Genomic DNA, 22,888 nt, shown 5'->3' with positions numbered 1-22,888 from the left:
GTTATCCCCAAAGCGTAGTTTTATCTTTTTAGTTCCTTGATTTTTGGCGAAATTTGTCCCGGTAAAAGCTATATTTAATTCATTATCAGAATCAACTTAATATGCCACAATTTTCTCATTTACACGTTCATTCCCAATTTTCCTTGCTGGATGGCGCTGCTTCCATCGGTAGTTTGTATAAAAAGGCCGAATCAGATGGAATGAATGCGCTGGCACTAACAGACCATGGCAATATGTTTGGTGCTTTTGAGTTTGTGGCCCAGGCATGGAATAATACGAAGGTCATTGGTAAGGATGAAAATGGCAAAGATATCCTAACGCCAAAAATAAAACCGATCGTAGGTTGTGAACTCTATGTAGTAGAAGATCGTTTTCAAAAGACCTTCACCAAGGAGAAAAAAGACCGAAGATATCACCAGATTCTGCTTGCTAAAAATGAGTTGGGTTATCGCAACCTGATTAAGCTCACCTCCATGGGGTTTATCGAAGGTTTATATGGTAAATACCCAAGAGTGGACAAAGCACTGATTACTAAACACCATGAGGGACTGATTGCCACGACCTGTTGTCTGGGAGCAAGTGTACCACAGGCGATATTAACCGGTGGGGAAGAGGCTGGAGAAAAAGAATTTAAATGGTGGTTGGATCTGTTTGGCGACGACTATTATGTAGAACTGCAACGCCATAATATGGAGGAGCAAGATAAAGTCAATATTGTCTTACTCAAGCTGGCAAAGAAATACAATGTACCGATTATCTGTACTAATGACAGCCATTATACCAACCAGGAAGATGCCAATGCGCATGACATCCTGCTTTGTATCAATACAGGGGAGAAACAAACGACGCCTGGCTTTGACGACTTTGTCAATGATGATGTGATTATCAAAAACAGAAGGTTTAAATTCCCTAATGATCAATTCTATTTTAAAACAACGGCGGAGATGGAGCAGGTTTTCAAAGACATCCCCCAATCTTTGGAAAACACACAGTCCATCGTTGATAAAATAGATGTACTGAACCTGAAAAAAGATATTTTGCTGCCGGCATTCCCGATACCGGAAGAATTTAAAACAACGAGTGACAGCAATATCAATCAATGGAATTTTCTACATTACCTGACCTATGAAGGGGCCAGACAGCGCTATAGCGAGATCACCGAAGAGGTCAGGGAAAGACTGGACTTTGAGCTGTTCACGATTAAAACCATGGGCTTCGCCGGTTATTTTTTGATTGTAAGTGACTTTATCAAGGCAGGCAGAGACTTAGGCGTATTTATCGGTCCCGGCCGTGGATCAGCTGCCGGAAGTGTGGTGGCTTATTGCATAGGTATCACTAATATAGACCCGATTAAGTACAATTTACTGTTTGAGCGTTTCTTAAACCCGGATCGTAAGTCCATGCCGGATATTGATACGGACTTCGATGACGAAGGACGCCAAAAAGTAATCAATTATGTTGTTCAAAAATATTCCAAACAACAGGTAGCCCAGATTATTACCTATGGTACAATGGCCGCTAAAATGTCCATTAAAGATGTGGCTAGGGTACTGGATTTGCCATTATCAGAGTCCAATGCACTGGCCAAATTGGTACCGGATAAACCTGGCACAAAACTGGGTCGTGTGCTTAAGGCGCCTATCACTGCAGCAGAGGCCAAAGATGGTCAGAAGTCTCTGGAAGAAAAAGAGGGTTATCAGCCAGAGGATATTGAAAATATTAAACAGATTAGGGAGATCTATTACGGCAATGACCTGAGAGCCCAGGTACTTCACGAGGCAGAAAGACTGGAAGGCAGTGTACGTAATACCGGTATCCATGCAGCGGGGATTATCATTGCACCTAAAGACTTGACCGAATTAGTACCGGTATCTGTGGCCAAGGATTCTGATCTATGGGTTACCCAGATTGAGGGTAGCAGTATTGAATCAGCGGGCGTTATTAAAATGGACTTCCTTGGACTTAGAAACTTGTCTATTATCAAGACGGCGCTGAGTCTGATCAAACAAAATTATAATATTGACATCGAGATCGATAATATCCCGCTGGACGATGAAAAGACCTTTGAGATCTTTCAAAAAGGGGAAACCAATGCCATCTTCCAGTTTGAAAGTGCGGGTATGCAAAGAACCTCCGGGAATTAAAACCCGACGTTTTCGCGGATCTGATTGCGATGAACGCCTTATATCGTCCGGGCCCGATTGCTTATATTCCTGATTTTATCAAACGTAAACACGGCGAACAGGAAATCACCTATGACCTTCCGGAAATGGAGGAATATTTAGCCGATACCTACGGCATTACGGTCTATCAGGAACAGGTAATGCTGCTTTCCCAGAAGCTAGCCGGCTTTTCCAAAGGAGATGCGGATATTTTGCGTAAGGCCATGGGTAAAAAACAAATTGCGATATTGAATAAAATGAAGGCCCAGTTCGTAGAAGGTGCCTCCAAAAAAGGACATCCAAAAGATAAGCTGGATAAGATATGGAGAGACTGGGAAGCCTTTGCCCAGTATGCCTTCAATAAGTCGCACTCTACCTGTTATGCCTTTGTGGCTTATCAGACAGCCTATCTTAAGGCGCATTATCCCAGTGAATATATGGCAGCCATCTTAAACCACGCTGGCGCCATTGAAAAGATCACTTTCTTTATGGAAGAATGTAAACGTATGGGACTTGTGGTTTTGGGTTGTGACATCAATGAATCACAAAAAGGTTTTGGGGTAAATAGCAAGGGGGAAATCCGCTTTGGTTTTGGGGGACTGAAGGGCATCGGCGACGCCGCTATTGATGGCATCATCGAAGAGAGGAATCAAAATGGTCCATTTAAAGATGTATTTGATTTTATACAGCGGATTAATCAAAGGGTGGTCAATAAAAAGGCGTTGGAAAGTCTGGTCTATGCCGGTGCATTTGATTGTTTTGCGCAACTCCACAGAGGGCAGTATTTTGCCATTCAGACCGGTGAGCAGATCAATAACCTGGAAAGGATCATAAAATTTGGCAATGTGGTGCAGACCAGCAAACAAAGTTCTATGGGCAGTCTTTTTGGAGAAGCCACTATGCCGGAGATCGCCACACCCAAAATATTACCTTCCGAGCCTTGGTCATTGATTGAGAAACTTGAACACGAAAAAGATGTAACTGGCATCTATATCAGTGGGCATCCGTTGGATAATTATCGTTTTGAGATGAAGCATTTTAATATGCTACCTATCAGTGATTTTGAAGCCATGCGGCTGGAGGCCAATCCTAAAACAGGTATTCCTATACGGCTGGCAGGCATGGTTGTCGGCGCCCAGCACCGGCAAACCAAAAAAGGAATGGATTTTGGGGTACTTGCTTTAGAGGATTATTCTGGCAAGACAGAACTGATGCTCTGGCGGGAAGATTTTTTGAACTTTAAGCATTTTGTGGAGGCTGGCCTTATGCTCAGTATAACAGGATACTTTAAACAAAGGTTCAATCAAGGGCAATATGAATTTAAAATAACTTCTATCAGTTTATTAGAATCCTTAAAAACGTCAATGCCGAAATCGCTGGACATGGAGCTACCCTTAAAACAGGTCACCCATGAGCTGGTCAACTTTATGGAAGAAAATATACAAAAATACCCTGGAACAGCTACGCTTAAATTTAAGGTGTTGGATTTTGAACAGGAAACCTCCGTCAGTCTGTACACACTCGGAGGCGGAGTCACCTTAAATGACGAACTCATTGAATACTTAAATGATCACCCGGATATCCACGTTCAGGTCGGGCTGACAGGTTAACTTCTAACAATAAGGGTGAATGACTATTAGGTCAATCACCCTTATTGTTAGTGCATATTGTTAGCGTAAAAAGGAAATGAATATTACTGGGAATATTTATCCTTTAAGGCGAAATAAACCTATGATACAAACGCTAAAGATTTATCCAATTACAAGATGTTTAATCAGCAGCCATGAAGATTTTCAATGCCGAACAGATCAGAAAATGGGATGCGGCCACCATTCAAGAAGATCATATCAGTCAGACCGATTTAATGCAGCGGGCAGGCACCGCCTGTACCACATGGATCAGGCGTCATTATCAAAGAGAGGTACCTATTTGTATTGTGTGTGGAAAGGGCGGCAATGGGGGAGACGGGCTGGTAATTGCGCGTGGATTAATGGAAAAAGGGTATAAGGTTTCGGTTATTTTACTATATGATCCGAAAATCTTTAAAGACGCCCCCCTGGAGCATTGGCTTTTATTGCAACAAAGCATCACAGATATCCACAAGGCGCATATCCAAATTTTACAGCAAAACAAGGATGCACTAACTGTTGCATCGATTCTATCGATCCTCGAACAGACAAAGGCGCAGGTCATTATAGATGCGGTACTGGGTACAGGTTTTGTCCCCAAAAATACGACAGAGCACAAATTAAGCACGACAAGCCTTGCTATTCAGGCTGTTAATCAATATGCCAACTCGGGTCCCAAACGCACAAAAAGAAATATCGTGGCTATAGATCTGCCCAGCGGCCTGAGTGCAGACACACTCCCTGCAGGTGAGGACGCCCAGTCAATCATTCAGGCAGATCATACCTTAAGTTTTCAGACGTACAAAAGAACTTTTTTACATCCGGAAGCAGCTGTTTTTGCAGGTAAAATCCATCTTTTGGATATCGGGCTCTCCCGCTCATTCTACCATAATGAACCGACGCGCCTGCGCACACTTGATATTAAAGCAGCAGTAAAACGCTTACGTTCACGGACCCTTGATTCTTTTGGTCATAAAGGCAGTTTTGGTACCGCCGTACTCGTTGGAGGTAGTTATGGAAAGATCGGCGCCATTGCCTTATCTGCCAAGGCCGCACTTAGATCTGGTGTTGGGAAGGTATTTATTCAAGCACCTAAATGTGGTTATGAGATTTTGCAGACTTTTATACCGGAAGCCATGTTCGAACCGGCAGGAGCGAGCTATATAGAAAAAATAAGTTTAGTCAAAAAAGCCACATATGGCATAGGTCCGGGTATGGATACCCATCCAGAATCTGCAGGCGCATTATTAGCGTTTATAAGTCAATGCGGCAATGCAGTCGTGCTCGACGCCGACGGGTTAAATATAATAGCCAACGATCCAAAAAACTACCTGCCAATTATCCCAAAAAACAGTATCCTGACGCCACATCCTGGAGAATTTGACCGGCTTTTCCCGGGGACTGATAATTCCTTATCTCAAGTGGAGCTGGCAAGTGCAAATGCACAGAAATGGGAGCTAATTATTGTACTAAAAGGGCACCATACGGCCATCTGTACTCCAGACGGCAAAATCCACTACAATCTCAGCGGCAATGCCGGCATGGCGACTGCTGGCAGCGGCGACGTCCTAACAGGCATTATCACCTCCTTTCTGGCTCAAGGGTATACACCAAAAAATGCAGCCTTATTAGGGGTTTATCTACACGGCTCGGCTGGTGATTTGTGCAGTAAAAAAGGCAGCCCCGAGTCTTTAATCGCACATGATATCATTGAAAATTTACCGGGTGCCTTCAAAAAGCTCGGTCAAAGAATAAAATAAAACCTTAAGTTCACTTACTTGACCATAAAACAGTTTCTCCCCAAATACAGAAAAAATAGCAATTTAGGTTAGCAATTGTTTACCGAAAATCTAAAATGGCATGCTCAATTAACAATCTTCCGTTACAAAATTGTCGCTAGCCTTGACACTACTATTTAAATAACTATTTTACCATAGGTATTTAATTAGAAACAATGTCACTATTTTATATCTTCTACTTGATAATTGAGGTCTTCACTAATTGGCACAGTCCCAGACCAGGAGCCTTTTAACCTCTTTTGCTGATCCGAATTTTGTTCCCTTAGCGTAACCATAAAATTCGTTTTTAAAACCTTCTCTGTAATTTCGCCTGTAACGGTTAGTTTGGAAAAGGGTGCCACAACGACCCTTGTAGGATCCTTTTTAAGCGGAAGAACCGTGTAATTGTTAACTAATGGCCAGGTCATTGTACCCAAACTAGCCTTTCCATCGGCCTCAAATGCCACCGGCACTTGTATAAAAACAGTATCCAGCTTTTGCAATAAAGAATCCAAATCTGATCCAAATGTAAACGCGGAGCTTGATTTTAGTTCTGTGCCCAATACTGCTGTTTGTTCTACGGAAGTCCTATTAGAAAAAATAAAACCAGTACGTGGATAAGACTGAAAGGTTGATCCCTCTCCATCACTTTCAGGCATAAAACGAATACTTTCAAAAACATAGTGCGACGCCTGTTCAGGGGTTAACACCGGAGAAACCGCCTCCTTCGTACAGGCTGAAAAAGTTAATGTTAATGCGATGAATTCTAGGAGTAATTTTTTTTCATAGCTACATTAAATAAGTATTACCCTTCCTGGCAAGATACCTATTTTTAAATGATAAAAAAAATGAGAAGATAACTATAATCCGGATGTTGCAAATATTAGAGGCGATTTTTGGCCCCTTCTATTGACTCTCGTTATCAATTTTAATTAATTTTTATTGATAAATACAATAAACAGCTTCTAATTTGTTCTCTGTCCTTATTTTTGACATATGGGGTCATCAAAGATTTTCTACATAGCCTTTAAGGCGAAATTATTCAAATGGGGCATAAAATCCAGATTCAGTCATTTTAAAACATACCCTGTTTCCCTGGTTACCATATTTTTATGGTTATCACCCTGCATGGTTCGCCAATTATCAGCTCAACCTTTTAAAGATAAGAAACCGATAAGCGTTCAGGACAGCCTGCCCATAATAGACAGTACTGGCTCCCATAACCTAGCCCCGGTTACGATTACCGCCTTTCAGGGCAGGGGAGACGGAACAGATATAGCCGCGAGCATATTCCCTATTGACAAGCGAGCCCTCCAGTTATTGGACAACAGTAGCCTACTGTCTGCATTTAACGCTGCACCAGGCGTAAGATTAGAACAGCGTTCCCCCGGCAGTCTCAGGTTTTCTATTAGAGGCAGCCTACTTAGGTCTCCATATGGCGTGAGAGGCATAAAATTCTATATGGACGGTATCCCCTTGACAGACGCAGGTGGTAATACTTATTTGCAGTCCATCAGTGGAGCGCAAATAGCGTCTGCAGAAATTATCAAAGGGCCTGCCGGCAGTTTATATGGCGCCGGCACTGGTGGTGCGGTGCTGTTGCACACACCTGGAGAATTTACAGACACGGTAAAAACCAATTATCGTTTTTCCTATGACGCAGGCAGTTTTGGCCGGGTTCATCCTACTGGCAGCTGGCTAATTACGACATCAAAAAGTCATACTTTTATAAGTGCCAGTCATTTTTATAGTGCGGGCAATCGGCAGCAGGATACGACGCGTAGGACAATCCTGCATTATAACTCGGCTTATAAACTCTCAGATAAGCTTCAGTTGCATTTATTAGGCTTTTACAGTGACCTTCATTATCAAACTCCGGGGGCATTACCCAAAGTCAATGGGGTACAGATACAACTGCTTATCCACTTGCTATCAAACAAAAAGCAGCGGTATTTAACCGCAGCTTATTTGTAGGGGCGGGATTAAAATCAAAGATCAGCTCCGTTATTGACAATGAGACGGCACTTGTTTTCAGCCGCACTGATTTTAAAAATCCATTTACCAGCAATTATGAAAAGCGCAGAGAAATCAATTACGGGGGCCGTAGCGTTTTCACCTTCCATGGCCCAAATAGCAGCAGAGAATGGCAATTACTGGCCGGCGTGGAATGGATGGGCGGCAATGACCATATCGATAATTACGGCAACCAGCAGGGCATCATTGATACAGTGCAATATAAGGATCACTTAGTACTTGAAAAGCATTCCTTTTTTATGCAATACGGTATGGACCTGGATCGTCCCAAAAAATGGCATTTGCAGGCTGGCATCAGCACCAATCAACAAAGGTTAAGTTACAGCCGGCTTTCTGACAGCAGTTTTGGACAACCAGAAATTGCCCGTACCGCCTATCAGTGGTCTCCAAAACTTGGCCTCACTTACAGATTACTGCCTGATATGGTTGTATTTGGCAATGCCGCAAAAGGCTTTTCCACACCGACGATTGCAGAAATTCATCCTTCAGATGGTCGTTTTGAGCGGTCACTGCAAGCAGAAAGTGGTTGGAATCTGGAAATAGGCATTAAAGGCAGCCTTATCGGTACAAGGTTACAATTTCAGGGAAGTGTATACAGGTTCTCTTTAAATAACGCCATTGTACGCAGGGTTGATGCAAGTAATATTGAATATTTTGTCAATGCCGGTAAAACAAGGCAATCCGGAGCAGAATTATGGCTCAGCTATGAACTGCTTTCAGCTGAGCAGTGGCATCCAAGCAGATGGATTCAGCAGATCATGCTTAACGGCAGCTATAGCTACCAGCCTTATCATTTTTTAGATTATCAGGTAACCGGCAATAATTATAACGGTCACCCTTTGACAGGGGTTCCTAAAAATGTCTGCAATTTATCCCTAAGTATCCAAACTAAAAATGGGCTATACCTTAATTCAATGGTCAATAACACCAGTCGGATTCCACTCAATGATGCGAGTAGTGTTTATGCAAATGCTTATACACTTTGGCAGGCTAAATTGGGTTACCGGTTAATGGTTCATTCAGTGGCGCTGAACCTGTATATTGGCCTGGATAATATTTTAGATCAAGCATATAGCCTGGGAAATGACATCAATGCCTATGGCGGTAGGTATTTTAATCCGGCGCCCGGCAGAAATTACTATGCAGGCATTGAGTTGGATTTTTAATTAATACGACCCGATTTTACTTCTATTTAGCTCAATTGTGACTGCTTGCCTTTTTTTGTCCAGTAATAATAAAAAGGCAGGCCCGAGAAGATCAGACAAAACCCAATCAGGGATTTAACTGGAGATTCAATGAGCGATACTACAAGTAAAGTACCACAGAAAACCAAAAAGACCCAAGGAACCATCGGATACCCCCATGTCTTATAGGGTCTTGGAATCTCAGGTTTACGGATCCTTAAAATGACCACGCCCAGGACTATGAGCCCATAAAAAACAAAGGCTGCAATAATCAAAAGATCGGTCAGCATATCGAAAGATCCGGAAAAGACAAGGATGACACCCCATACACATTGGAATACCAGGGAATTAGCCGGTGTATTTCTGGTTGGATGACATTTGGCTACACTTTTGAAAAACAGACCATTTCCTGCCATGGCATAATAAATTCTGGAAGAAAGCAAAATGGTGGCATTGGTACAGCCGAAAGTAGAGATCAAAATCATGCCACTCACAATATAAACCCCAATGCTACCCACCAATTTATCCACGACGACCACAGCAGCAATGGTATTTTCATTGACATTTACAGCAGCCAGCATTTCATCAATGGGCATTACGTACAAATAAGCTGTATTTAAAAGCGCATACAATAGGATAATCAGGACAATGCCAATGATCATAGCCCTTGGCAAATTCTTTTTAGGTGCATGTAACTCTTCCCCTATAAATCCCAGGGCGACCCACCCTTCATAACCCCAGAATGCATGGCGCATCGCAATAAACATAGCCGTAATAAAGGTAAGAAAAGAAAATCCTTCTGGTGGCATCAATTCACTGACCCGCTCCAGGGTCCCCATGCTTCCTACACTGGACCCAAATGCCAGGCAGACAATGATTAAAATCGCCAGGGTAATCAAAAAAGTAAAGACCAGGCTGACATGTCCGCCTTTTTTCGTCCCCCTGATATTTACAATAGTAAGAATGATAATTAACAGGCTGGCTACCAGTTTACCGCCAAAATTGGAAAATGGCGTCAGGCCCATGATGGAAATGGCTTCCATTTGAGCGGGCAAATGCGGTAAGGGAACAAAACTAGCCAGCGCACCGGCAAAGACAAAGGCGACGGAAGAAATAGCAGCTGTCTGGATTACCGTGAAACAGGACCATCCATATAAAAAGGAGACAAGTTTACCATAAACCTCTTCCAACCAGGCAAATGGTCCACCGGATCGGGGAAACATCGTTCCCAGCTCAGCAATACTGAAAACGCCAAAAAGGATAATTACCCCGGATAATACCCATGCCAGAATCACCAACCAGGGTTTGTGCAAAACTTCAGCCATCGGTGCGACCTTTTTAAAGACACCAGAGCCGATAATCGCACTCATGACAATAATAATCGCCATTTTTAGACCAAAAGACCTGACCAGTGCACCATTTTGTGGTGCGTCCTGCTTATGATTTTCCATAACAATAATGTAATATCCCCTGAAACAAAAACGAACTTGCAAATGCAAAAGGGAAATGAGCCCTGATAAAAATGGGTCCGATGCCTTTAAAAAGCGAATAGGACGGGGCGGATTAAAAAATAGGGCTACTGTTGCCCATTGAGAACGGCTAAGATAGCTTTTTTTTGGCTAAAATGGGTCCATGAAGTGGCATTTCTAAGACTGGCTCCCATAGTTAGACAGGTTTTACGATAATTTCGACAATAAAATGCAAGCGATTAAAAATAATAGGCAGCGGTGTCGCACCAATTGTAGATAACGGCTAAATTTAAAGAAGGCTACTACACTTGTTTGCTAACCATAGTTACAAAGTAAAAATTCGTCCAAATATTTGAAAAATAAGCACTCGTTTATTTCAAATTTTTCATTTTATTCCTTAATTTGCACACGTATAACTCACCCGCCAGCTGAAAAGAACCTGCCTTACAATACGCATAATATGAAAGACAAATCATCATAATTGATTGTGAGGCTTAAAATTAAAAACATTCTAAAAACATTCTAAAAAATCTAAAATCATTCAATACAACATTAAATAAAACCATCATGGCCAGACATTTAACAGAAAAACAGGAGCAAATAGCCCGCTTAATTAGAAATCATTATAAAATCAGAGAACCAGATGAAATGGTAGAAATTCTGTTTGACATGGTTAGCCATCAGGAGATGCGTCTTTTTATTTACCGGTTTATTTCAACGGCTTATAGTAAAGACTTATGGACAGATAGTCTGGCCAGCAGTGTTATGCATATGACTGGTTTATTAAAAACCTTTATTAATACCGCGAACTTCTATAAACAATACAAGGATATCGGTTTTAATAAGGTGCCCTGCATTCCTGACGCCATGTCCAATTTTGATTTTGAGCCATCTACTTTTTTCATGACGCAGAACATTCCGCAGATGCTGACCTTGCATGAATTAACGGCTCCCATGCATGTGTTCAAGAGTTTATTTAATTATGCCACCGCTGAACAGTGGACTGAACTTATTGATGAATTAGAAAAATATGCATTAAGTTATAACGATTACAGAGATTCAGGTAACTATCATAGTAGTTTGACCCTCTTTAGCCTGTTATCCAAAATGATAGACGCATTACAGGTCATCAAATTATCTATGGACCGATTATAGTTCATATAAAAACAAAATAAAGGTGTCCATTTTTGATCAAGATGGACACCTTTGTTTTAAGGTTGTATTTAGGGATTTTTTACTTTCTCTTTTTGTGGATTTTAAATAATCCTTTATTGCTTATTGCAGCGCAAACTTCTGATGCATATCCGGGATGTATACCTCCTTGAATCCTTTTTTCTGAAGACTTCTTTGAAAGTCCTGTTGCACATCGTATTCACCATGAACGATAAAAAGCATCTTAACCCCGTCAGGATGCTGGCAGGCTAAAAACTGACAAAGGTCATCATAATCACCATGAGCACTCATGGAGCGCATAACACCAATTTCTGCATTAACATCATAGTCGTCCCCATAAATGCGCACCTGTTTTTCACCACGCATTAACCGACCACCCAGGGAATGCGGTTCACAGTAGCCCACGATCAGAATCGTATTTTTAGGATCTAAAATATTATTCAAAATATGATGCTGCACCCTGCCAGCATCAGCCATTCCACTAGCAGATATAATCACCATAGGCTGATGATTGTCATTGAGCGCCTTGCTTTCTTCTACAGATTGTATAAAATGCAATCCCTCAAAATCAAAAGGATCGTCATCCACCTCCATCATTTTTCTGATGCGTTTATTAAAGCCTTCTTCATGTCGCTGAGTGACTTTGGTCGCCTCTCTGCTCAATGGACTATCCACATACACCGGTACCCGCGGCAATAGTTTTTCATTAGAAAGCTGGTTTAAAAAATACAGCAATTCCTGCGTTCTGCCTACACTAAAAGCTGGAATAATCAGTTTCCCTTTTTTCTCCACACAGGTCTTTTCAACAAACCCCAGCAGTTGCTCAGGTGTATTAAAAACAGCGTCATGCAGACTGTTGCCATAAGTGCTTTCTATAATAATATAATCGGCTTGCGGGAAAGTTTCTGGAGATTTAAGAATAATATCACGATACCTTCCCACATCCCCACTAAACGAGATCTGCTCTGTTTTGCCATCCTCGGTAATTCTGACATGAACAGAAGCGCTACCTATAATATGACCGGCATCAGCAAACATCACCTCAATTTGATCATCTACCCGGTGCCACTTGTCATAATCTACTGCGGTCAAATGGGGGATAGCATTTTCAGCGTCCTGATCATCATATAGGGCCTCTACGGGGGGTAAATGTTGTTTAGCCCGTCGTTTATTAAAATATTTTGCATCATCCATCTGGATCTTGGCAGAATCCCTAAGCAAAATCGCCGCTAAATCCTTGGTACCAGCTGTACAGTAAATTTGTCCCTGATAGCCATCTTTGATTAGTTTTGGAATCAACCCAGTATGGTCAATATGAGCATGGGAGAGGAACATGTAGGTAATTTTAGTCGGATCAAAACCAAATTCCGCATTTAGTTCATCCGTTTGTTTTCCCATTCCCTGAAACATCCCACAATCCAAAAGGATTTGTTTGCCATTTTTTAGTTCAATTAAGTGTTTAGATCCGGTTACTGTTCTGGCTGCACCATGAAAACTTAGGTTCATATATGATCTGTTTAAAGTTATTGAATTGAAAACAGGTAGACAAGCGCTGGGCGCACCGCCGATTTAACACCAAGCATCCCCCTAGGCGATCGCTACTCATTAAAATTTCCGCCGGCAACTTTTCTTACTAAAAGAACAAATTTGCCGGTAGAATTTTTACCCCCCGTTTCCTTTTGCTATAAATCCAGATTAAATATAGGTAAATTTAGAGATATTTACCTGTATAACTTGCAGTTACTTTTTAAGATCTGCCGGCTTTCCTTCAAAAACCAACTGCCCGCCTTTAAGTCCGGCTTCCGGTCCAAGGTCAATTACCCAGTCAGCGGATTTGATAACATCTGTATTGTGTTCTATAATAATCAGCGAATGACCTCGGTCAATTAGTGCATTAAACGCATCCAAAAGCTTACGGATATCATGAAAATGCAGACCGGTGGTTGGCTCGTCGAAAATAAATAGGGTGTGTTCATTTGATTTGTTCTTACCTAGAAAACTCGCTAGTTTGACACGTTGCGCCTCACCGCCACTCAGCGTATTGGAGGGTTGCCCGAGTTTAATATAGCCTAAACCCACTTGTTGGAGTGGCACCAGGGCTTGAGCCAAACCTTTTTCATCTTTAAAAAACGCTATTGCCTCGTCCACACTCATCTCCAATACATCATGAATGCTCTTTTCTTTATAAGTTATTTCCAGCACTTCCTGTTTAAAACGTTTCCCTTTACAGACATCACAAATAAGATGCACGTCAGCCAGGAACTGCATTTCCACAGTTTGCTCTCCTTCTCCTTTACAAGCGTCGCAGCGTCCACCATCCACATTAAATGAAAAATAACCAGGCGTATATCCCCTGACCTTGGCCAGATATTGTTTGGCAAATAATTGTCGGATTTCATCATAAGCCTTAATATAAGTTACAGGATTGCTTCTGGAGGATTTACCAATCGGATTCTGATCCACAATCTCGACACTACTTATTTGGCTAAGGTCGCCGGTAATGGACTGGTGCAGCCCTACCTTTTCCGCTGTACCGCTTTTTTGCTTCATAATACCGGGATAGAGAATCTGTTTGACCAGTGTCGTCTTACCGCTACCGGATACACCAGTGACCACACACATCACGTTTAATGGAAACTTAACATCGATATTTTTCAAATTATTTTGCCGAGCACCTTTCACTTGTATGCTATTGGTAAAAGAACGTACATTTTTGGGGGCATCGATGCTAAGTGTACCTTTTAGATACTTACCAGTTAAGCTATCTGGATTGGCCATCAGCTCGGTGGCTGTCCCTTTAGCAATGATTTCACCGCCAAGATGCGCTGCCAGTGGCCCCATGTCGATGATATAATCCGCTTCCCGCATAATCATCTCGTCGTGTTCTACCACAACAATGGTATTACCCAAGGATTTTAATTGTTTTAATACCTGAATCAGCCGGTCTGTATCTCTTGGATGAAGTCCAATGGATGGCTCATCCAGAATATACAAAGAATTAGTCAGGTTACTGCCCAGACTTCTGGTTAGTTGAATACGTTGACTCTCCCCGCCGCTGAGGGTATTTGCCATCCTTTCCAGGGTAAGATATCCGAGCCCGACGTCCAGCAAAGTCTGCATTCTTTGCTGCAGTTCTAATAAAAGCCTGGCAGCAATTTTTGTCTGGGTTTCAGAAAGGGTAGGGACCAGCTCGTCCAACCAATGCTTTAAATCTTCTACCGGCATCCGGCAAAGTTCTCCGATATGTAGGCCTCCGACTTTAATATATAAGGCCTCTGGTCTTAACCGGTATCCATCGCAATCCGGGCAATCTGTTCTGCCACGGTATCTGCTTTGCAATACCCTGAACTGAATCTTATAGAGATTTTGCTGCACATCTTTAAAAAAGTCATTGATACCATAGGCATCTATATCACCATTCCATAAAGACCTTTTTTGAGCGGCCGTCAGCTCCTGATAAGGTTGTGGATCGGAAAATCAAATTTGTGTGCATGCTTTAAAAACTGATTTTTCCACCAGACCAGTTTCTCGCCCTTCCACGGGGCAACTGCCCCTTCAAAGACGCTGAGTCTTTGGTCCGGTATAACCAGATCCTTATCAATACCGAGCACCTGACCAAAACCCTCACAGGTTCTGCAAGCCCCATATGGATTATTAAAGGAAAATAAATTGGGTTCAGGTTGTTCAAACTGAATCCCATCGAGCTCAAATTTACGGCTGAAGTTGCTTAATTTATCATCAATTAAAAGCTTCATTTGTTCCTCACCTTCATAAAAAGCAGTTTCAATGGAATCTGTGATTCTATGGATATCTTCCTCACTAAAGGCTCTTTTTTTAATGCGGTCTATCAGAACATACACCCCGCGGTTAGCGAGTTTCTTTTTAAGGCCACTATCTGTTAGTTGCAAAAGTTCATCAATCTCTGATAATTCAGTATTTTCATCCGCTTTAACAAAGCAAACCCTGGAAAAGCCTTTCTGCATTAAAATCTCCAGTTCCTCTCTTTGATCCCTGCCACTATGCTGCTTAAACCCGCTGAGTATATAAATGCGGGCACCTGTAGATGCACTTTCCACCATCCGTAGCACATCCGCTACATCGTCTTTTTTTACTTCCTGACCGCTTACCGGTGAAATGGTAATACCGATCCTTGCATAGAGTAATCTAAGATAATCATAGATTTCAGTCATTGATCCCACGGTTGACCGGGGTGAACGCGTCGTCACCTTTTGTTCAATGGCGATGGCCGGGCAAAGTCCCTTAATATAATCCACATCCGGCTTATCCATGCGTGCCATAAACTGCCTTACATAAGCATTCAGGCTTTCCGCATAGCGTCTTTGGCCTTCTGCAAATAAAGTGTCAATGGTAAGAGAAGATTTACCGCTGCCTGAAACACCGGTTACCACAATAAGCTTATTTCTGGGGAAGGCAACTGATACATTTTTCAAATTATGTGTTCTGGCGCCTTTAATAAATATGTCCTGATTTAGACTGGCGGCCACTTCAATCGCATTAGCGGAGCCATTCTGGTCTTTAGTGGCTTTAACTTGTGCTGACTTGTCTTTTTTGCCTGATATTTGCTTAGAAGCCCCATTTTTAGTGGCTTTTGCTGAGATGGATTTATTCTGGATTTGCATAATAGAGGATAAAGTTACTAATCAGACCGGATAAAAAAATAATTAATTTCTTAAAAATGTAGCAAAATTTACCAAAACACATCACCGACGTTAAAAATATAATGCGTAATTTCAAAAAAAGGAAGGGTTTGATTTGGAAATTATTTAACAAATACCTTATTTTTGCCCAGTAAAACTTTATACGCCTATTGAGCATTTTTACTCAGAAAAACTAATATTCATTTGGAAACGGGCTGCTGAGACCAGAGAATGAGAACTGCGCCAATATCCAATAAAATGAACTAACCATGAGTAATAATGATTACCCAACGGATACTCAGCTGGTATCTCGCTTCCAAAACGGAGACCTAAACGCGTTGGAACAACTGATTGAGAAGTATAAAGACAAAATTTACACTTCCATTTTCTTTTTGGTAAAAGACAAATACCTGGCCGAGGATATCTTCCAGGAGACGTTTATCCGTGTCATTGACACGCTACGCAGTGGCCGGTACAATGAGGAAGGAAAAGTCCTTCCTTGGATAATGCGTATTGCACACAATTTATCTGTGGATCATTTCCGCAGATTAAAAAGGGCACCTTTTGTCAGTACAGATCAAAATGATATGCGGGACATTTTTGATGTAATGGGTATTTACCATAATGAAAACGCTGAAAATCAAAGAGTACGTCAGGAAACCTATCAAACGGTGAGCAGGTTGCTGGAACATTTGCCTGCCTCGCAAAGAGAAGTGCTAGTGCTACGTCATTATGGGGACATGAGTTTTAAGGAAATCGCCAGATTGACGGACTGTAGTATTAATACGGCTTTAGGCCGGATGCGCTATGGATTATTAAATTTGCGCAAACTTATGGCTACGCACCAGATTGAACTCTGAGATACCTCAAAACCGCTAACCATAAAGATAGCTGGATAGCTACCTGGTAAAACCGCGATAAAACGATCTTCAATAAATAATATTAAGGTAGACTACCCAGGTATGGTAGTCTACCTTAATATTATTGGGATGAATCACGATCGGGTCAGTCTAAAAAGTTAATCCTTCCCAATTGACTGATTATTTTGGCCTATATATTTTTGCCGCCTCATTATAAAAAGAATAAAGCATCACACGACCGTCCATTTTATCTTAATACCATTGATATCTATATTAATCTCCATTTTGAGGCCTTATTACGCTCAAAACATTTACTTGTCTGAAATTTTAGAGTAGTATATCGCTAGTAATATGATATTTAAAAATAACACATAACCATTTGGTATACTATAAACATAAAGTCTATTTCAATATTTCAATTATTGAAATGGCCTTGGATGCCTTTCTAAAGTAAAATGGGTATAAATTCAACTGTTATCTGCGTTTAAATCCTATAATTTTAGGGCAAATAGAGATGCCATTGAAGATGTCTTTGATTTTTATGGAGAACAAATGCGTTTTTATGCGGATATTATAATTTGTTTGCGCATAAACCGCTATTCCATTAACTTTAGGGCCGGTCAGCTCTTCTGATTCTCTAATATTCTAAAGTCTTAAAGGTTAAATATGTTTATTAAAGCTCCCAATACAAAGTTTTTCTGCATCCTGGTTGTCGGTACGCTGATGGCAACGTCTGCCTACAGTCAAAATTTCTTTAAAAAATCAACTTCCGCTACTAAATGGGTAGATAGTGTTTATCAATCCTTAACGCCGGACCAACGGTTAGCCCAACTAATGGTGCTAAGAGAAAGCGGCTTAAATAATGGCAAAGCAGAGATCTATGGGGACAAAATAATGGATCTGGTAAAACGCTATAATATCGGGGCAATTTGTCTGTTTCAAGGCACGCCTGAAGATCAGGCAGCTACCTTAAAGCAATTACAGCAGGCAGCCCAAACGCCCCTGATGGTATGTATTGACGCAGAGACCGGCCTTGGGATGCGCATGGAAGGTGTGGAAAAATTCCCGGATCAGCTGACCATGGGTGCCATGAGAAAAAGTCAGCACCTGGTTTACCAGATAGGAGAGGCCATGGCCAGACAATGTCTGCGCATGGGCATCCAGGTGAATTACGCACCCGTTGTGGATATCAATAACAATCCGGCCAACCCTGTAATCGGCTACCGTTCCTTCGGCCAGGATAAAAATGTCGTATCCACCTACGGAGTGGCTATCATGAAAGGCATGCAAAGTCAAGGTATCATGGCCTGCGCCAAACACTTCCCAGGTCATGGCGATGTATCGGTGGATTCTCATTTGGATCTGCCTGTCATTGAAAAATCTTTGCCCGAACTGGAAAAATTGGAGCTAGTCCCTTTTAAACGCGTTTTTAAGGCAGGCATCGGCTCAGTGATGATCGCCCATTTATCCATTCCCAAAATTGACAGCACACCCCATCTGGCAAGCTCCCTGTCCCATAAGTTTGTAACCGACTTACTCCGAAAGAAAATCGGCTTTAAAGGCCTGTCTTTTACAGATGCTCTGGGCATGAAAGGAGTGGCCAAATATTTTCCGGCAGGTGAAGTTTGTGTCATGTCGCTAAAAGCGGGCAATGATATGTTGTGCTTACCAGAGGATGTTGGACTCGGTATCAAAAAAATCAATGCAGCCATCCAAAAAGGAGCGCTCAGTTGGACAGAGCTGGAGCCCAGGGTTAAAAAGGTATTATATGCAAAATACCATTTAGGTTTAAACCGCCCGAATCCGGAAAATATCAATACGGACCATTTGACCAGTGATCTGAACAAGGAGGTAGCCTTCTTGAGCCAGGAAGTGGCCAGGCGCAGCCTGACCGCCGTCCGGCTGGAAAAAAACAGCTTTAAACCCCTGAATAAAAGCCAGAAAACCGCTTATTTGCAGGTCGGTGGGAAGACGAAGAGCATCCTGGCTCAGCAATTAAAAAACAATGCTGGCACCGATAATTATTATTTTGGTTACTCCGACAACAATAGCGTCGCAACAGCTATCCTGCAAAAAATAAAAAGCGGCCAATATGAACGTATTGTAATTTCTATTAGTGGTTTTAGCAAAAGACCGGCAGACAATTTTCACATAAGTGCGCAGGCATTGCAACTCATTGATCATATTCAAGCCTATAATGGGGGTAGTACATTGGTTGTGATGGGGAATCCTTATGCCTTAAAAAACTTCACTGCCTTTAAAAACTTGCTAGTCAGTTACCAGGATGAAGATGTTTTCCAAAAGACAGTCGCAGACTTCCTGCTTGGAAAAATCGGAGCCAAAGGAAAATTACCTGTCAGTGTAACAGATAATATGCCTTTTGGAAAAGGCCTTATTGTAAAAAAGTAAAGGAGCGTCAAATCTCATCTTTTTTTCCCGCTATTTTTATTCTTTTCTGATTCGTTAGCAGCAGCTTTATGCGTGGTATCCGTATCCAAGATATTTTTACCCGTATTATGTAGCCCGGTGGAATCTGCAACTTGCGCTGACTCCGCTGTCTGGTAAGGGCCGGCCGCCTCAATGCGGATTCCCAACTGTAACACACCTAGCAATGGTTCATCGGGCATCAGATGACTTAGGACGAAGCCATTGTTACCAATTGGAAGTCTGGCCGCCATGCCCCCCAGGCGTATTCTGGTCTCCACAATAGAGCCCAGGGTATCTCCCAGCCACTGACCATTTTTAGCCAACGGAAGATTCACCTCCTGATACTTTACACTATCCCCAGGAGCAATATATCCATAACGGAGTAATAAATTATCGTATTTAAACTGCTGATTATGACGAATAACGACATAAACCCGGTAAGGCACCGTAGAATCCTGAACTTGTATCTGTATCCAAGGCTGGTATTCATGCGTCCAGGCTTGCTTTGGAATTGAGACCAATCTCTCCTGAAAACCTACCTGATCACTGCAGCTGCTAAAACAAATTAATAAAAACGCCGCAGCAAAGCACCCCAGCCTTTTCAGGTCTGTCGGTTCCTTAAAGAAAGTTTGTTTAACGGTATGTATAACTCTTAAGGTGCAACGCATAAGTGTATTCTCTCTCTTGGTATATTCTCTCTGGGTATATTCTGTATGACTTAACTTCAATTCAAATGATAGAAACGCTGGCTAAACGCATTAATAGCTCAAGGCAATTTGTGGTTCAACATCTTAGAGCACTATAATTTATATTGCCGGTATGAGCGAGATCAGAGTACATTTAAGATTTGCTCTTTGGCTTTTTCTAACTCATCTTTCATCTGCACAACCAGTCGCTGTATATCCAGATCATAGGCCTTAGAACCAGTCGTATTGATCTCTCTGCCAATTTCTTGCAGCACAAATCCCAGTTTTTTGCCTTTGGACTTGCCTGATTCCTGCAAGATCTCTTTAAAATAGGCACAATGCGTTTTTAAACGCACTTGTTCTTCACTGATATCAATCTTTTCAATGTAATACACCAACTCCTGTTCAAGCCTGTTGGCATCATAGGACTCTTTTCCTACATGTTCTTCTAAAATCTTGGTAAGGTGTTCTTTTATCTTCACTCGGCGATTGACTTCTTTTGCAGCGATCTGAGGTTGATAAGATTCTATGTTTTTAATGCGTAACAGTAGATCCTGTTCCAGCGCAGCGCCTTCACCTTCTCTGTGTTTCTCGATGGCTTGCAACGCGTTTAAGAGGATTTGTTCAAATGCCGCATAATCCTGATCACTTAAGACCTCTGTTGAACTAGAGATGACCTCTGGCAGCTTAAGCACAGCCCCCAACAAGTGTTCGGTGGATGCATTGAGCTCTCTGGCCAGCCTTTCCATAGATATATAAAAATGTTTAGCCAGCTCGGCATTTAAGGCTACTGATTTCCCGGCACCATTTTGTTTGATGGTGACCGTACATTCAACACTACCTCTGATCAGATGATCGGAGATCAGATTGCGAATATTAAACTCAAAAGGCTTCAATAATGCAGGCAGGTTCATTCGGATATCATACTGCTTCCCATTGAGTGATTTGATCTCTACCAGGAAAGTTTTGTCCCCGATTAACTGTTCTGCACGGCCATAGCCTGTCATTGAAAGAAGCATATAATAATAAATTTAATAACAAACCTACTTAATTTTGGCTAAATTGCCCCTTAAATTCAATTTTAGGCTCGTATATGGGGCAAAATTAAGCCCTTATTGATCATGAAAAAACATAAGTTTTATTTTATTTCCTTTACCTATTGGTTTTTACTGCTCTATATCGTGTCTGCACTGGTATGGTGGTTTATCTCTTTGGAAAAACAAAACCAGCAGATGTATTTTTATCGTTATGAGCAACTGCGCCAGGATGACTACCAGTATCAGGAGAAGGTCGTGGCGCTTAAAGATGCAAAACATCGTAAATTCCTGCAATATGTAGGAGAGGGGTCCACCTTCTTTATCCTGATTATGATTGGAGCCGCCTTTGTTTACAGAACGATCCGCCAAGGATTCAGGCAGGCGGATCAGCAGCAGAATTTCATGATGGCCATTACCCATGAATTGAAAACACCAATTGCTGTTGCCAGGCTGAATCTGGAAACCATGCTTAAACGCCATTTAAATCCGGATCAGCAACGTAAATTATTGGAAAATACACTCAGTGAAACCAATAGGCTCAATACCCTGACCAGCAATATTCTGACAACGGCGCAACTTGAAAGTGGCCAGCACCCCCTTAGTGCACAAGCGGTCAATTTATCTGAGATCATGACAGAGCAGCTGCATCAATTTCAGCTGCGGCACCCTTCCAGAACTTTTATTACCCGGGTAACACCTGATGTATGGATAAAAGGCGAGCAATTATTACTCGAACTACTCATCAGTAATCTGCTAGAAAATGCCATAAAATATGCACCTCAGCCTTCAACAATAACGGCCGGCGTCGAAAATATTAAAGATAAGTATGCCATCTTACATGTGGCTGATCAGGGGCCTGGCATTGACGCATCAGAAAAATCCAAGATATTCGCCAAATTCTACAGGTCAGGCAGTGAATCTGTACGCAAAACGAAAGGTACCGGCCTAGGGCTATATTTATGCAAAAAGATTACACAGGAGCACGCAGGTCAGATCCAGCTGGCGGATAATCAACCAAATGGCGCTATCTTTACCATACAGTTTTCATTATTAAAACAATAAGACTTTTCAGCATGACAACAGCAAATAACGGCAATATATTACTGGTAGAAGACGAAGAAAACCTGCATGACACCCTAAAACTGAACCTGGAGCTGGAAGGCTATACAGTAACTTCTGCCTATGATGGCAATAAGGCTTTAAAGGCTGTAGAGAATGAATACTTTGACCTCATTATTATGGATGTAATGCTGCCAGAGCTAGATGGCATCAGTGCAACAGAACGTATTCGTATTCAAAATATTGAAACACCTATTTTGATACTAAGTGCCAAAAACACAACCGTAGACAAAGTAACCGGTCTGAAAAAAGGAGCAGATGATTACCTGACCAAGCCTTTTGACCTGGAAGAATTACTGCTGCGCGTTTATAAACTGATTGAGAAAAACAAAAAACTGCAGGATAAGGAAACAATCAGCGACTCTTTTAGTTTTGGGGACAATCAAATCTTTTTTAATGCCCAACAGGCCACCACCTGGGAAGGCAAAACCGTTGAATTGAGTAAAAAGGAAACGATGTTACTCAAACTACTCTTTGAAAACAAAAACGAAGTGGTCACCAGAGAGAAAATATTACAGGTCGTATGGGGGTATAATGTATTTCCGGCCACAAGAACCATTGACAATTTCATTTTGAACTTCAGAAAATACTTTGAAAAAGATAGCCGTAATCCGACCTATTTTCATTCCGTAAGAGGTGTAGGGTATAAATTCACAGAGGTTTAATCCGCGGC

Annotated in this window: 16 protein-coding genes and 1 pseudogene; 10 read left to right on the top strand and 7 right to left on the bottom strand. The window is 41.7% G+C overall.

The features are described 5' to 3' along the window. Positions 1 to 101: 101 nt before the first annotated feature. The 3 genes and pseudogenes from FSB73_RS25310 to FSB73_RS16480 all read left to right on the top strand — a co-directional run. Positions 102 to 2,398 (top strand): annotated as a pseudogene (locus FSB73_RS25310) (DNA polymerase III subunit alpha); the annotation flags it as partial. Continuing rightward, the gene (locus FSB73_RS25305) at positions 2,387 to 3,772 is read left to right on the top strand and encodes a helix-hairpin-helix domain-containing protein (RefSeq protein ID WP_394344857.1); all 1,386 of its coding nucleotides are present in this window, start codon (positions 2,387 to 2,389) and stop codon (positions 3,770 to 3,772) included. The pseudogene FSB73_RS25310 and the gene FSB73_RS25305, both read left to right, overlap by 12 nt. Before the next feature lie 173 nt (positions 3,773 to 3,945). Beyond that, positions 3,946 to 5,550 (top strand): NAD(P)H-hydrate dehydratase, encoded by a 1,605-nt coding sequence (locus tag FSB73_RS16480; RefSeq protein WP_146784645.1) that lies wholly within the window; start codon positions 3,946 to 3,948, stop codon positions 5,548 to 5,550. Positions 5,551 to 5,750: 200 nt separating this feature from the next. Here the strand turns inward: FSB73_RS16480 and FSB73_RS16475 are convergent, their stop codons facing one another. Continuing rightward, on the bottom strand, positions 5,751 to 6,227 hold the full coding sequence (locus FSB73_RS16475) for a hypothetical protein (RefSeq protein WP_146784643.1): 477 nt from the start codon (positions 6,225 to 6,227) through the stop codon (positions 5,751 to 5,753). Between the two features lie 337 nt (positions 6,228 to 6,564). On the opposite strand from FSB73_RS16475, the gene FSB73_RS16470 reads away from it, so the two are divergent. Then, entirely contained in the window at positions 6,565 to 7,542 is a 978-nt protein-coding gene (locus tag FSB73_RS16470; protein WP_146784641.1) for a TonB-dependent receptor plug domain-containing protein, read from the top strand. After that, positions 7,452 to 8,768 (top strand): TonB-dependent receptor domain-containing protein, encoded by a 1,317-nt coding sequence (locus FSB73_RS16465; RefSeq protein ID WP_158639693.1) that lies wholly within the window; start codon positions 7,452 to 7,454, stop codon positions 8,766 to 8,768. Before FSB73_RS16470 ends, FSB73_RS16465 begins: the two co-directional genes overlap by 91 nt. A gap of 26 nt (positions 8,769 to 8,794) precedes the next feature. Here the strand turns inward: FSB73_RS16465 and FSB73_RS16460 are convergent, their stop codons facing one another. Next, positions 8,795 to 10,237 (bottom strand): APC family permease, encoded by a 1,443-nt coding sequence (locus tag FSB73_RS16460; protein ID WP_146784637.1) that lies wholly within the window; start codon positions 10,235 to 10,237, stop codon positions 8,795 to 8,797. Between the two features lie 585 nt (positions 10,238 to 10,822). Here FSB73_RS16460 and FSB73_RS16455 point away from each other — a divergent pair. Further along, positions 10,823 to 11,410 (top strand): hypothetical protein, encoded by a 588-nt coding sequence (locus tag FSB73_RS16455; RefSeq protein ID WP_146784634.1) that lies wholly within the window; start codon positions 10,823 to 10,825, stop codon positions 11,408 to 11,410. Between the two features lie 120 nt (positions 11,411 to 11,530). On the opposite strand, the gene FSB73_RS16450 is transcribed toward FSB73_RS16455, so the two are convergent. The 3 genes from FSB73_RS16450 to FSB73_RS27295 all read right to left on the bottom strand — a co-directional run bounded on the left by FSB73_RS16450 (position 11,531) and on the right by FSB73_RS27295 (position 16,068). Beyond that, the gene (locus FSB73_RS16450; protein WP_146784631.1) at positions 11,531 to 12,934 is read right to left on the bottom strand and encodes an MBL fold metallo-hydrolase RNA specificity domain-containing protein; all 1,404 of its coding nucleotides are present in this window, start codon (positions 12,932 to 12,934) and stop codon (positions 11,531 to 11,533) included. A 234-nt stretch (positions 12,935 to 13,168) separates the two neighbouring features. Beyond that, positions 13,169 to 14,803 (bottom strand): excinuclease ABC subunit UvrA, encoded by a 1,635-nt coding sequence (uvrA, locus tag FSB73_RS27300; RefSeq protein ID WP_317132804.1) that lies wholly within the window; start codon positions 14,801 to 14,803, stop codon positions 13,169 to 13,171. Positions 14,804 to 14,874: 71 nt separating this feature from the next. Further along, entirely contained in the window at positions 14,875 to 16,068 is a 1,194-nt protein-coding gene (locus FSB73_RS27295; protein ID WP_317132803.1) for an excinuclease ABC subunit UvrA, read from the bottom strand. A 287-nt stretch (positions 16,069 to 16,355) separates the two neighbouring features. On the opposite strand from FSB73_RS27295, the gene FSB73_RS16440 reads away from it, so the two are divergent. Together FSB73_RS16440 and FSB73_RS16435 are read left to right on the top strand one after the other, a co-directional pair. Continuing rightward, on the top strand, positions 16,356 to 16,946 hold the full coding sequence (locus tag FSB73_RS16440; protein WP_146784628.1) for an RNA polymerase sigma factor: 591 nt from the start codon (positions 16,356 to 16,358) through the stop codon (positions 16,944 to 16,946). Between the two features lie 666 nt (positions 16,947 to 17,612). Then, positions 17,613 to 19,355: a glycoside hydrolase family 3 protein gene (locus tag FSB73_RS16435; protein ID WP_146784625.1), complete on the top strand. Its 1,743-nt coding sequence runs from the start codon at positions 17,613 to 17,615 to the stop codon at positions 19,353 to 19,355. A gap of 14 nt (positions 19,356 to 19,369) precedes the next feature. Here the strand turns inward: FSB73_RS16435 and FSB73_RS16430 are convergent, their stop codons facing one another. Both FSB73_RS16430 and FSB73_RS16425 read right to left on the bottom strand, forming a co-directional pair. Next, positions 19,370 to 20,101, bottom strand: coding sequence for a gliding motility lipoprotein GldH (locus FSB73_RS16430; RefSeq protein WP_146784622.1), 732 nt, complete (start codon positions 20,099 to 20,101; stop codon positions 19,370 to 19,372). Positions 20,102 to 20,202: 101 nt separating this feature from the next. Next, a complete protein-coding gene (locus FSB73_RS16425) occupies positions 20,203 to 21,078 on the bottom strand; it encodes a YicC/YloC family endoribonuclease (RefSeq protein WP_146784619.1) in 876 nt (291 codons plus the stop codon). 102 nt (positions 21,079 to 21,180) lie between these two features. Here FSB73_RS16425 and FSB73_RS16420 point away from each other — a divergent pair, with 102 nt between their 5' ends. Further along, the gene (locus FSB73_RS16420; protein ID WP_146784616.1) at positions 21,181 to 22,158 is read left to right on the top strand and encodes a sensor histidine kinase; all 978 of its coding nucleotides are present in this window, start codon (positions 21,181 to 21,183) and stop codon (positions 22,156 to 22,158) included. Positions 22,159 to 22,169: 11 nt separating this feature from the next. Further along, the gene (locus FSB73_RS16415) at positions 22,170 to 22,880 is read left to right on the top strand and encodes a response regulator transcription factor (RefSeq protein WP_146784613.1); all 711 of its coding nucleotides are present in this window, start codon (positions 22,170 to 22,172) and stop codon (positions 22,878 to 22,880) included. Positions 22,881 to 22,888 lie beyond the last annotated feature (8 nt).

The organism is Arachidicoccus ginsenosidivorans, assembly GCF_007971385.1.
GTDB lineage: Bacteria > Bacteroidota > Bacteroidia > Chitinophagales > Chitinophagaceae > Arachidicoccus > Arachidicoccus ginsenosidivorans.
The sequence above is the reverse complement of the archived record's forward strand: the minus strand, read 5'-3'. Positions and strand labels throughout refer to the sequence as shown.